Raw genomic sequence first — 12,525 nt, forward strand, 5'->3', positions numbered from 1 at the left:
TTATACTCAAACTTATCTCAGAAAAAATTAATATCTATTCTTCCCATGATGATAGACCTACTTCACAGAACATTTTCTTGAATTTGTAGTGATTACATAATCTATTCATTCAGATATATGTCCAGTCAGCACTATGATAATAAATTTCCTCATAAGATTTTTAAATCTTTAATGAAGCCTGGACATGGAATCTATTAAGGTTGATATTATATTTTCCATAACTAGTGAAACTACTCAGGTTATTTTTGAAGTTATTTTTCAGTTATTGTGAAAAAATTTGCATCGATTTTGAAAAATGATGGCTACAGATGGAAAACTGCAAAGCTGATGTAAGTAAGTCTGTGAAAATCCAAAATATAAAATCCAAAATGGGATCTAAACCTTTGTGGTTGTCATGGGTTGGACAACAGACACCAGAAATTGTAGAGACGTGACACAAAATATTTATACAATTTTTGACGCGATTATATAAGTTCAAAGAAATAATTACGGTGTGGAATACCCCACCGATATCATCGGTTAGCACACCTTATGAACAGTTTGCAAATTTTGTTTACATTTGTTATATTTATTTACATAAGGAAACACAAGTTAAAACAAGAGGTTCCAAAATGACTATCTTAATTGCATTATTCGTTGTCGGTTGGGTAGCTGCTTCAGTTGTTGGTTCTTTGGCTTACTTCATGGGTGAACAAAGCAAGCCCATTCATGAACGTAACTGGCGTTCTGAGTCCTTTGAACAGTTGGCAAAATCTATTACTGGTATGGAAATAGACTATAGCAATCGCACTCCTGCTTATGTAATGGATGCTTACACAAGCCGTAACCTACCTCAATAGTAGTCAAAACAGTCTAAGAAAATGTCCATAAAAATAACCCCCAGCATCTCGACTGGGGGTTTTGCTGTTTTTAATCGAAAGAACAATGATGGTGCCAGATGGATTTGCAGAACTCAGACACAGAGAGGAATTTCCCATCCAAAATCTAAAATCCAAAATCCAAAATGGTATGACTACATCGGACGATAAGTGCGATAGTTAATATTGGGGAAAATATTATCCATTAACTCTACTTTTTCCAGCCAACCACTATCAACTTTACCGATTTTCACATCTTCATACAGTTTATTAAACCGCATTAAGTGCGATCGCGTTCTTCTCACCGCATAAGGAACCATTGTTCCCGTCCGCATAATAAACGCCCAGTCAGAAGATTGTGCTAATAATAACTCTCTCGCTGCTTGGTTTAAAGCTTTCCACTGCAACTCATCCTCTGGTTCCAGGGTTGATATTTCAATCATCCGTTCCGCAGCTTTGTGTAAATGCGGGTAAACCCACGCATTAGTTTCATTTAACCAATACTCGTGGAAACCCTTATAACCCCAACTCGACTGAGCCGGACGACAGACTTGTTGTGTTGGATTATCTCGTAAATAATCAGCTAAATGGGTCATTTCATAAGTACTTTGGTCATACCAAGACTTACGGAACAGGTAATCAATAAACCAAGGGCCTTCATACCACCAATGACCAAATAACTCTGCGTCATAAGGAGAAACAATAATTGGCGGGCGACCCATAATACCGTGTAAATGCTCAGATTGACGCTCACGGTTATACATAAAATTAGCAGCATGGTCTGCCGCCTTTTCCCTTGCCCAATAAGGATCATAGAGTGCTTTATCAGAAAGACCTAAGCCACGTCCAGTAATTTTATGATACTTAATGCCCGTATTTTTCCGCTGTCCATTGGGCATGATGTAGGGCTTAATATACTCATATTCCGCTTCCCAGCCCAAATCTTTGTAAAATTCCCGATATTCTGCTGCACCAGGATAGCCAACCTCAGAAGACCATACCTGTTGAGAAGATTCATGATCTCGACCAAAAGCTGCTACACCGGGTTCAGTGAAAATTGGCGCATAAGTACCGAAGCGGGGACGGGGACGAGCGTATAATATACCATGTCCATCGGTGAGGAAATAACGCAAACCCGCGTCCGCCAGCATTCGGTCTAAACCTTCATAGTAGGCGCATTCTGGCAACCAAATCCCTCTGGGCGCTTTACCAAAAGTTTCTTCGTAATGTTCACAAGCTACTTGAATTTGCGCCCACACAGCTTGGGGATACATTTTCATCAGCGGTAAATACCCGTGAGTAGCACCGCAAGTGATAATTTCTAAGTTATTAGTATCTTGGAACCCTTTAAAAGCCGTTACTAAATCACCGTTATAACGTTCCCATAACTCACGCGCTTCGTTGAACTCAGCAGCGTAATGTTCAGCTAAATAACGAAGATGACCATTTTGGACATTTCGCTCGGCTTCCAGTTCTATAAGTTCTTCTAGTTGTGCTAAGTGTGCGTCATAGCGTTCTTGTAGCAGAGGATCACGCAGCATAGACACGAGAGGAGGTGTCATACTCATCGTGATTTTAAAGTCGATGCCGTCTCGCTTTAAACCTTCAAATACTTTCAATAAAGGGATATATGTTTCGGTGATGGCTTCATATAGCCATTCCTCCTCCAGCACGTAGTCACTTTCTGGGTGACGAACGAAGGGTAAATGTGCGTGAAGTACAAGCGCGACGTAGCCTATAGCCATAATAATTGTGGGTTGGTACTAGTAAATTGAAGGTCGAGAGTTTGGCTGAAATTAACAATATTTTAAGATGATATCGGGATCGTGAAGGAAGTTTTATCAGTTAAGCCTCACAAGTGTTTTCAGAACGGAATATCTAACCCCAGATAGTTGTCATAACTACATATAAAGTAATTATACTGATTTTATTCTCTTTGCTATTGCAAATACCATAATATATTTGGTTTGGCAAGCATCTAGATCACTGAATCTAGTAGAATTTTTTGAGGTTACAAAATTTTCTATTAATTTAATAAATACATAAAGTTTATATAAACGATAAGCAACAACTAAGTGTTACTCTTTGTTAAGAATCTTAATTAAATTCCCAAAATTACTCATAAATTACCGGACAAGATTAGAGAACTTAATTTTTTGTTACTTTCTCGCTGACGGTAAGAGTAAATCTGCTATCCAGCTGACTGGTTGGCAAAGATGATCCTGTCAAGTCTCAAGTATCGGTTCATCTTGGTGATTTTGTTGCAGCTTTTGCAAAAAAAAGAACTGTTCAAATCCAGTTATTCCAGGAGCAGAACTTTTTTCTATTCCATTGTCACAAATACCAACAATCAGAATAAGGCATTTAAAATGAGTCCACAAAGCATATTACCAACCCCAGAAATATCAGATAAATTACTAGTAGATTCCGAAAATATTGCCAGTCAAACAGAAGCGAATACTATTAGACTCACTCATGGGGAAAAGTATCTAACATCCCAGTGGTACAGAGGTTCAGGGGAAATAGCACATAAAAAAGATGGTCGTTCTTTTGAGGTTTCTGCGACTTTTACACTTAAGGCAGAAGTGAAAGTGGTAGAAGGCGTTTTTCAGCCGGGAAATGAAACTTTAGCTAATATTTATAACAGTCGCAGTCGTTGTGTTGCAATTATCGACCAGACAGTTAATGAGTTGTATGGTGAGCAAATTCGTAAATATTTTGATGCTCATAAAATTCCTTTAGAAATGATGGCTTTTCGGGCTTGGGAAGCAGATAAAACCCCCGAAACAGTCCATCGCATTTTAGGGTTTTTAGGGAAAGATGGTTGTGATGTTTCTCGCAGTGAACCTGTACTAATTATTGGTGGTGGTGTCCTCAGCGATGTGGCTGGTTTAGCTTGTGCTTTACAACACCGACGGACTCCTTATATTATGGTGGGAACGACTGTAGTTGCAGCTATTGATGCAGGGCCTTCACCTCGTACCTGTACCAACGGTAAGCAGTTCAAGAATAGTATCGGTGCTTATCATCCTCCTGTACTCACTTTAGTTGATCGAAGTTTCTTCCGCACTTTGGCTACTGGTCATATCCGGAATGGGATAGCGGAAATTATTAAAATGGCCATTACTGATGATGCTGTTTTGTTTGAATTGTTGGAAAAATACGGATCTCGTTTAATTGAAACTCACTTTGCAACTTTGGGAGAAAATCAGGAGTTAGCAGAAATTGCGGACGATATTATTTATCGAGCATTATTCTCTTATATGAAGCATGAGGGAACGAATATGTTTGAGACTTATCAAGATCGTCCTCATGGTTATGGCCATACTTGGAGTCCCCGATTTGAACCTGCGGTGAAAATGATGCACGGCCACGCGGTGACGACTGGGATGGCTTTTGGTGCAACTTTAGCAGTGGAAATGAATTGGTTAAAACCAGAAGAACGCGATCGCATTATCGCATTATGTCAGTCTCTGGGTTTAACTGTTTATCATCCTATTCTCGAAGATATAGACCTGATGATTGAAGGTCAAAAAAATATGCGTCGCAAGCGTGGAGAAAGTGGACTGTGGGCCCCTGTTCCTAGAGGTGGTATCGGTGCTTGTGACTATATCCAAGAAGTTCCACCCGAATTACTCGAAGCTGCTGTAGCAGCACATAAAGCCGTATGTAGCACTTTACCTAATCACGGTGCAGGAATAGAAATGTATCTTAGTGATTTGGGTTTGGAATAGGAGTTGGAAATAATAAAAATGACTGAAACTTTAGTGAAATCAATTACTCCTAGACCGGTTACTCCCTTGGGTATTTTAGTTGCAGAACTAGAAACAACTTTGAAAATAGCCAAGCAGGAAAATGTCTCTCCTGAACTTGCAGCGTCTCTACAAAAAGTTTATGACTTAGCAGCTGGAATTGATCCTTATTTGGATGAACATACAACAAATGAATCTCCAGCTTTAGCAGCTTTAGCACAAAAAACTGCGGTAGAAGATTGGAGTCAGCGATTTTCTGATGGAGAAACAGTCCGTCAGTTAGAACAAGAAATGCTTTCTGGACACATTGAAGGACAAACTTTAAAAATGTTTGTGTCCATGACTAAAGCTAAACGCATTCTAGAAATAGGAATGTTTACAGGATATTCTGCCTTAGCAATGGCGGAAGCATTACCCGCAGATGGTGATATTATTGCCTGTGAAGTGGATGATTATGTTGCCGATTTTGCTCAAAAATGTTTTCAAACTTCTCCCCACGGCAGTAAAATCACAGTTAAAATTGCTCCTGCTTTGCAAACATTACAAGAATTAGCAGATGCAGGAGAAACTTTTGATTTCGTCTTCATTGACGCTGATAAAAAAGAGTATGTTGATTACTTCAACCTGCTTTTAGATACGGGACTTTTAGCTGAGAATGGGTTTATTTGTGTAGATAATACTCTCTTACAGGGACAACCTTATTTACACCCAGCAAAGAGAACAGCTAACGGAGAAGCCATAGCGCAATTTAATCAAATTGTTGCGGAAGATGCAAGAGTTGAACAAGTTATTTTACCTTTACGAGATGGCTTAACCATCATCAAACGTAAATAACACTGTAGGTTGGGTTAAGCGACAGCGCAACCCAACAAATTTTCTACAAATGTCATAAAATGTTGGGTTTCCTTCCGTCTTCCTATAAAATCATGAATTCGATTATTTTCCTAACAATTCAGCTAATAAAATTGTCGGTTGGGTTAAACGATATCGCAACCTAATAAAGTTTCGACAAACATTACACAATGTTGGGTTTCCTTCCGTCAACACAACCTATATAATTCTATTTCTCATAAAATCATGAATTCGATTATTTTCCTAACAATTCAGCTAATAAAATTGTCGGTTGGGTTAAACGATATCGCAACCTAATAAAGTTTCGACAAACATTACACAATGTTGGGTTTCCTTCCGTCAACCCAACCTACATAAGTCTATTTACCACAAAATCATGAATTTGATTATTTCTCTATTTCAAAATCTGGGAACACTGCTTTTACTTTCCCTGATTTTACCTATTAATTTGATTATCGTCATCACTTCTCTAATTTTAAACTTCCTCACCCTTCCCTTTCAGAAAAAGATTATTTGTGAAAATCCCAAAAACATCCTCTTAACTGGAGGAAAAATGACCAAATCTTTACAACTTGCGCGTTCTTTTCATCGTGCTGGACATAAAGTATTTATGGTAGAAACTCATAAATATTGGTTATCAGGACATCAATTTTCTAACGCAGTGACAAAATTCTTCACAGTACCTGCACCAGAAAAAGATGCAAATGGCTATTTTCAAGGATTGTTAGATATTGTTAAAGCAGAAAATATAGATGTATTTATTCCTGTTTCTAGTCCAGTAGCGAGTTATTACGACTCTTTATCAAAACCAATCTTATCTCCCCATTGTGAAGTATTTCACTTTGATGCAGAAATCACAAGAATATTAGATGATAAATTTAGTTTATGTGATCAAGCGCGGGCTTTAGGTTTAACAGCACCAAAAGCATTTTTGATTACTTCCCCAGCACAAATCCTCAACTTTGACTTTAGCAAAGATAATAGTCGCTACTTACTCAAAAGCATTAAATATGATTCTGTGACTCGATTAGATCTGACAAAATTACCATTTGAAGGAATGGAAAGTTATATAAAAAACTTACCAATTAGTGCAGAAAGACCTTGGGTAATGCAGGAATTTGTCACAGGACAAGAATATTGTACTCACAGCACCGTCAGAAATGGAGAAATTCGGTTACATTGCTGTTCCAAATCTTCTCCTTTTCAAATTAATTATGAACACATTGATAACCCGGAAATATTTCAATGGGTTAAACATTTCGTTAAAGCATTAAACTTAACTGGACAAATTTCTTTTGACTTTATCCAAACAACAGATGGTAAAGTTTACCCCATTGAGTGCAACCCCCGCACTCACACCGCAATTACTATGTTTTATAATCATCCAGGGTTAGCAGATGCTTATTTAAAAGATAGTGAAAATGAACTACACATAGAACCTTTACCAACAAGTAAACCAACTTATTGGTTATATCATGAACTGTGGAGATTGACAGGAATTCGTTCTTTAGGTCAATTCAAAGCATGGATAAATAAAATTACTGAAGGTACAGATGCTATTTTTCAAGGAGATGATCCTTTACCATTTTTAATGGTTCATCACTGGCAAATTACCTTATTATTATTACAAAATCTTTTAAAATTAAAAGGCTGGGTAAAAATAGATTTCAATATTGGTAAGTTAGTGGAAATTGGCGGAGATTAGTAATTTTAAGCAAAATTCAAGCCGAATATCGTAATTAAAAATTAGAGAGTCAAAGAAATCATGTCAAAACTTCGTATTCTTCATTTAGTTGGATCAGCACACAATGATTTTTACTGTAATTTATCACGTCTTTATGCACAAGATTCTCTGAGAGCAATAGCAGATCCATCACTCTATGATTTTCAGATTGCATACATTACACCTGATCTTCTGTGGAGATTTCCTCCTTCTCTGAGTTCAGAAGATATTGCTGTTACCAAACCCATACCACTATTTGAGGCCATAGAGTTTCTAACAATGCAAAACATTGACTTGGTATTACCACAAATGTTTTGTATTCCGGGAATGACTCATTATCGCGCTTTATTGGATTTGCTGAAGATTCCCTATATAGGCAATACTCCAGATATTATGGCTATAACAGCCCACAAAGCCAGAGCAAAAGCCATTGTCGCCGCAGCAGGGGTAAAAGTTCCTCTTGGAGAACTTCTGCGTCCTGGAGACGTTCCTACAATTAGATCTCCAGCAGTCGTTAAACCTGCAAGTTCCGACAACTCTCTAGGAGTATCTTTAGTTAAAGACGCTACTGAATATGAAACTGCTTTAAAAACAGCGTTTGAATATGCAGAGGAAGTGATTGTAGAAGAATATATTGAACTCGGTCGAGAAGTCAGATGTGGCATCATTGTTAAAGATGGGGAATTAGTGGGTTTACCCCTGGAAGAATATTTAGTAGAGCCCCATGAAAAACCCATCCGCAACTATGCTGATAAACTCCAACAAGGAGATGATGGCAACTTATATTTGACCGCTAAAGATAATATAAAAGCTTGGATTGTAAATACTCATGACCCTATGACCCAAAAGGTTCAGGAAGTGGCTAAAAAATGTCATCAAGCTTTAGGTTGTCGTCATTATAGTTTATTTGATTTTCGCATTGATCCAAACGGAGAACCTTGGTTTTTAGAAGCTGGTTTGTATTGTTCTTTTGCCCCTAAAAGTGTCATCTCTTCTATGGCCAAAGCCGCAGGAATTTCTCTCAATGAGTTATTAATAACTGCTATCAATGAAACTTTGGGCAATAAAAAAGCGCTGTAGAATTGATCGTGAATTTACAGCAGATTGTAGGTATAGCAGGAGTCAGGAGTCAGCACTTCTCTTCTCCTGTCGGAGACACTACGTGAACGAGACGCTTCGCGAACGACTACGCTCAGTGACCGGAGTCAGGAGTAAAACTCTCTCTCTTGTAGTGGGAGTTTGATTATCAATTAATGTCCTAACCACCCTGTCCACGGCTATAAATGAAGTAGAAAATTTAAATATAGCTGTAGCCAGGATAATTAGGACATTATTAATCCTTGAAACTTAGATATAATAAGGCTTTCCCTCCTGCCTCCTGCCCTCTGCCTCCTGCCTCCTGCTATAATTCGTAATTCGTAATTCGTAATTCGTAATAGTGCTTACAGTCCCACTAGGGATACGTAATTCGTAATTAAGTTTTGTGACGGGGATTTAGACCCACGGTACTCGGTTAAACCAAAAATCAGGTATCAAGGCAATACTTGTCGGTTAAGCTAAAAACATTAAATCAGGTAGGTTGGGTTGACGTTCTTGTTACCCAACATTTACGGACTTTTGTTGGGTTGCGCTGTCGCTTAACCCAACCTACAAAAACTCTTAACCGAACAGTATTGGGTATCAAGGGGGTTTTATATCATGTTCGCTTAATTACTTATTAAAAAAATCTCCGCGTCCCTATTTCCCCCTGTCACCGCGTCACCGTGTCCCTATTTCCCCGCGTCACCGTGTCCCTATTTCCCCGCGTCACCGCGTCCCCTTATCCTTCCTCACTTTCTTTATATAATTCCTGTAAATCCTGTAATTGAGTTTTGCGAGAAATACGACGATATTTTTTACTTTCTAGCTTCGGTTCATACTGACTCTGACCTTTACCTTTAGATTTTAATTTCAGACTAGATTCGGGGTCAGGTTGTTGGTTAAGATGAGTTTGATATGCGATCGCATCGCTCAAAAATTCTAAATAATGTTCATATCGTTCCCAGTCACCACTCACCACACAGTCTGGTTCATCTCGATGGGTACAATCACTAAATCGACAATTAGCAGTTTCTAACCTTTCTCTAGCTTCTGGAAAATAGTAGATTAATTCTTCGGGACTGCAATCCAAATCCGGCTGATTAAAGCCAGGAGTATCAGCTAACAACCCACCCTTAGGCATTTCAAATAATTCTACATGACGGGTAGTATGGCGACCACGAGCTAACTTACCGGAAACTTCCCCCACTCGCAGGTTAATATCGGGAATCAGTCCATTGATTAAGCTAGATTTGCCTACACCGGAAGGGCCAGCAATTACAGTAATTTTATCAGTCAAATATTCAGCTATATGGTCAATATTAATTTTGTTTTGAACACTGATAAATAGCGGTTGATAACCCCAAGCCTGTAAGCGATCGCTAATTTGCTGTTTTTCAAGAGGGGAAATCAAATCACATTTATTCAAACACAACAGCACATCAACCCCTGTAGACTCAGCCTTAATTAAAAATCTGCTCAATTGCACAGGTTCCAAAGGTGGATCAGCTACCGCAAATACTAGAAGAATTTGGTTAACATTAGCGATCGCCGGACGATTTAATTGACTATGACGTGGTAAAACCTCAGAAATTGCACCTTGTTGCCCATCCCAATCGGGTTCTTCCACAATTACGCGATCGCCCACCATCACCTGTTGGCCGATTTTTTTTAGCCGCGTTCGCCGCGTACAGAGGAGGATCGGAGGCGGTGCTGGTGGGGAGGTAGGGATGTGGGGATAATTTTCACAACTTCCCCCATCGCCGTCCATCTGTACTCGATAAAAATTCGCCTGTACAGCTAACACCGTACCCACCAACTGTGTTGTATTATCAACAGTTTCCCCTTTCATTTGGCAACTACAGGACGGCGGACCAACAGAGAAAAATAGCCAGAGCAATCCGTAATTGTTTCCACCTGATAACCTGCCATTGTCAGACTATCAGGAACCTGTTCAATTGGTTCTCCAGCATCTAACCAGACTTCTAATAACCCTCCCAAGGGCATTTGCTCCAAACGGAGTTTTGTCCGCACGAAATTAATCGGGCAAGGAGTACCGCGCAAGTCCAGTTGAGCATCAGGAGTTAACAAGGAAGATACACTCATGACTTAAACAGATTTTCAAAAAATCCCCCACCTTTTCCAGTTCTGTCCCCCTTAATTTTAGCCAGCTTCTCCAGCAATTCTCTCTCCTCTGGGGTGATCTTCGTGGGAATATCAATTAATACCGTCAGCATATGGTCGCCCCGACTCACGGGATTTCCCAAGCGAGGTACACCACGATTTTCTAGCTTCATCACCGTATTGGGCTGAGTTCCCGCTGGAATGATTAATTCCACAGGCCCATCTACCGTATTTACCTCCAAACGGCAGCCTAAAATCGCTTGCAGATAGCTAAGTTGGATTTCGGAAAGAACATTAATTCCTTCCCGCTGAAATTCTTCATCCTCATTCACGAACAAGTAGACGTACAAATCCCCAGGGGGACCACTCCGCTGACCGGCATCTCCTTCTTGGGAAATCCGCAAGCGTGTGCCATTATCTACCCCAGCCGGAATAGTAATTTTCAGTTTTTTCGTGACCTGATTTGCGCCCTTACCGTCACAAGCATCACACTTATCTTCAACTACAGATCCTGTGCCATTACAGGTGGGACAAGTAGAGACTTGGGTAAAGCTACCAAAAGGCGTTCTCGTCACACGTCGTACTTGACCGGAACCGCTACAAGTCGCACAAGTCCGGGGACGAGTTCCTGGTTTAGCACCAGAACCACTACATACTTCACAAGTTTCTAAATGAGAAATGCGAATTTCTTTTTCGCCACCAAATACTGCTTCCCGAAAATCTAACTTCAGGTCTAGCCGGAGGTCATCACCCCGCACAGGTCCACTGCGCCGTCTTTGTTGCTGGGTTGGTCCACCCATTCCACCAGCAAAGCCGCTGAAAATGCTTTCAAAAATATCGGCAAAACCGCCCATATCGCCCACATCTTGGAAGCCTGCACCAGCCCCACTAGAAACGCCAGCTTCACCAAAACGGTTATAACGCTCGCGGGTTTCTGGCTCTGAAAGCACTTCATAAGCACGGTTAATTTCTTTAAATCGTTCTTCCGCACCCGGTTCTTTGTTCACATCTGGGTGATACTTCCGGGCTAAACGGCGATAGGCTTGTTTAACTTCTTCTTTGTCGGCGTCACGAGAGACACCCAGAATTTCATAATAGTCGCGGGCCATAGAGCAAGGGTAAAAGTTAGAAGGAAGAAATCAGAAGTAGGGTTGGCAGAAGGTAAAGGACTAGAGACAACACTTAATTTTTGTTAATAATTGATTTTACCTTTTACCTTTGACAAAAATTACTAGAAAGTCTTGAGTAACAGGTGCTTTTTTCGATATCAACAAAACAAGTTAGATAAATTATCAACACATTCAGCTGAACTACCCTGACGGGCAACCACTAAGTAAGTGCCGCACCCTTTGTTTGAGCGCAGCTTTTGCACCAGCACTTGGCGTTTACACCATTTTCACTGTCTCAAGCTGTCTCTTTTACAATTGTGCTACTTAGATGAGTGAAACTACGCCTATCAACTAGAGGAACTAGCCGTACAAAATGGTACGGAAAACCACCATATACTTTTGAGAGCATATGTAATATTGAAGCATCTAGTCCACTCTAATTCGCTCCTACAATCTAGCAAACCTTGGGGATATAAAACCATGTTTATTATCAGCAGCTGCCTAACTTGAAGAAGACACTCTTACACAGAGACGCTCTTACACCCCATGTCTAAAGCCAGGGGATTCCAGCAAGGAATGTCTTTTTTCTTCTCCACGACTCAAGTCGGGGGCTTGAAACCATTTGCGTCGCCGCGTCTCCCACTCTGGAGCGTCCTCTTCAGTCAGGCTACGCCAACAGCCATCATCCGTTAGCCTACCTGGCTGGGAAATTAAAAATTAAGAATTAAAAAGTCACAAAAAGACGCAGGGATTCCCATCTGCTGGAGAAATCATATCAAGTCCGGCTAATTGCTGATCAAAAAAACTCTCCGCGCGGTTCCCCAATCATAAGTAAGTGTTCAGCCGGACATGATATCAGACCCTTGGACGCTCCGCGTCAGAAATCGGAGGTTGGGACACATTCCTCTTTTTTTTGTTGAAAATGATACTCCTTGTGATCCTACAAGTTGCTCTGAATCAAGGATTGCTTATGTCACTTTTGTGCCAAAAATAGACACAAATCTTTGTACAAAGTCCTGGTGATAGAACCA

The 12,525-nt window shown here is 40.1% G+C and carries 9 protein-coding genes; 5 read left to right on the forward strand and 4 right to left on the reverse strand.

The annotated features are described in order from the left end of the window. The first annotated feature begins 611 nt into the window (after window positions 1–611). Entirely contained in the window at window positions 612–839 is a 228-nt protein-coding gene (locus tag H6G68_RS07865; RefSeq protein ID WP_127055632.1) for a photosystem II protein, Psb35-related, read from the forward strand. Between the two features lie 173 nt (window positions 840–1,012). Here the strand turns inward: H6G68_RS07865 and H6G68_RS07870 are convergent, their stop codons facing one another. Next, complete coding sequence (locus H6G68_RS07870) at window positions 1,013–2,602, reverse strand: glycoside hydrolase family 57 protein (protein WP_190906129.1); 1,590 nt, start codon at window positions 2,600–2,602, stop codon at window positions 1,013–1,015. A 624-nt stretch (window positions 2,603–3,226) separates the two neighbouring features. Between H6G68_RS07870 and H6G68_RS07875 the strand changes: the two genes are divergently transcribed. The 4 genes from H6G68_RS07875 (at window position 3,227) to H6G68_RS07890 (ending at window position 8,264) form a co-directional block, all read left to right on the forward strand. Then, window positions 3,227–4,591 carry a sedoheptulose 7-phosphate cyclase gene (locus tag H6G68_RS07875; protein ID WP_190906130.1) on the forward strand — a complete coding sequence of 455 codons (1,365 nt, stop codon included), beginning with the start codon at window positions 3,227–3,229 and terminating at the stop codon, window positions 4,589–4,591. An 18-nt stretch (window positions 4,592–4,609) separates the two neighbouring features. After that, window positions 4,610–5,443 (forward strand): O-methyltransferase, encoded by an 834-nt coding sequence (locus tag H6G68_RS07880; protein WP_190906131.1) that lies wholly within the window; start codon window positions 4,610–4,612, stop codon window positions 5,441–5,443. A 394-nt stretch (window positions 5,444–5,837) separates the two neighbouring features. Then, on the forward strand, window positions 5,838–7,166 hold the full coding sequence (locus tag H6G68_RS07885) for an ATP-grasp domain-containing protein (protein ID WP_190906132.1): 1,329 nt from the start codon (window positions 5,838–5,840) through the stop codon (window positions 7,164–7,166). Between the two features lie 60 nt (window positions 7,167–7,226). After that, window positions 7,227–8,264: a D-alanine--D-alanine ligase family protein gene (locus H6G68_RS07890; RefSeq protein WP_190906133.1), complete on the forward strand. Its 1,038-nt coding sequence runs from the start codon at window positions 7,227–7,229 to the stop codon at window positions 8,262–8,264. Window positions 8,265–9,003: 739 nt separating this feature from the next. Here the strand turns inward: H6G68_RS07890 and rsgA are convergent. From rsgA to dnaJ, 3 genes are read right to left on the reverse strand one after another with little or no spacing between them, the layout of a single operon-like run. Further along, window positions 9,004–10,113: a small ribosomal subunit biogenesis GTPase RsgA gene (gene rsgA / locus H6G68_RS07895; RefSeq protein WP_190906134.1), complete on the reverse strand. Its 1,110-nt coding sequence runs from the start codon at window positions 10,111–10,113 to the stop codon at window positions 9,004–9,006. Continuing rightward, window positions 10,110–10,367 (reverse strand): sulfurtransferase TusA family protein, encoded by a 258-nt coding sequence (locus H6G68_RS07900; protein ID WP_127055628.1) that lies wholly within the window; start codon window positions 10,365–10,367, stop codon window positions 10,110–10,112. Before H6G68_RS07900 ends, rsgA begins: the two co-directional genes overlap by 4 nt. After that, window positions 10,364–11,494 (reverse strand): molecular chaperone DnaJ, encoded by a 1,131-nt coding sequence (dnaJ, locus tag H6G68_RS07905; RefSeq protein ID WP_127055627.1) that lies wholly within the window; start codon window positions 11,492–11,494, stop codon window positions 10,364–10,366. The genes H6G68_RS07900 and dnaJ overlap by 4 nt, the downstream gene beginning before the upstream one ends. Window positions 11,495–12,525 lie beyond the last annotated feature (1,031 nt).

Source organism: Anabaena catenula FACHB-362, assembly GCF_014698735.1.
GTDB lineage: Bacteria > Cyanobacteriota > Cyanobacteriia > Cyanobacteriales > Nostocaceae > Anabaena > Anabaena variabilis_A.